The 556-nt window shown below is 45.9% G+C and carries 1 protein-coding gene; it reads right to left on the reverse strand.

The features are described 5' to 3' along the window. A partial coding sequence (gene phoU, locus R7Z49_RS26880) for a phosphate signaling complex protein PhoU (RefSeq protein WP_318112715.1) occupies positions 1-556 on the reverse strand: 556 nt, incomplete at both ends.

Raw genomic sequence — 556 nt, forward strand, 5'->3', positions numbered from 1 at the left:
TCCTTACCTTTCACAAAGTAAATAATGTATTCACAAATGTTTTGGCAACGATCCCCTACTCGTTCAATAGCGCGAGCAGACCACATCACCTGAAGAATATGCGGAATATTTTTTGGGTCTTCCATCATGTAAGTCATGAGCTGACGGATCACCGCTTCGTATTCGGCATCCAGCTTATCATCGAGTTTGTGAACCTCTGCTGCGGCTTCAACATCCATACGAGCGAATGCATCCAAAACCTGATGCAACATTTGAATCGCCTGACGGCAGAGAGGTTCTAATGAAACTTGGAATTGGCGTTCTTTCGATGACGGGCTTTCGATAGCGACATAAGCAATGCGTGTCGCGACATCCCCAATGCGTTCAAGATCAGTAATGGTCTTGATGATCGCCATAATCAAGCGCAAATCTTTCGCGGTCGGCTGACGTTTGGCGATGATTCGAGTACACGCGTCATCAATCGATACTTCCATCGCATTCACTTTATGATCGTCACGCACAACCTTTCGCGCGAGCTCAATGTCTTCTTTATGCAAGGCTTGAATAGCATACGAAA

The sequence above is a fragment of the Vibrio sp. 1562 genome (assembly GCF_033340155.1).
In the GTDB taxonomy this organism is placed as follows: domain Bacteria; phylum Pseudomonadota; class Gammaproteobacteria; order Enterobacterales; family Vibrionaceae; genus Vibrio; species Vibrio alginolyticus.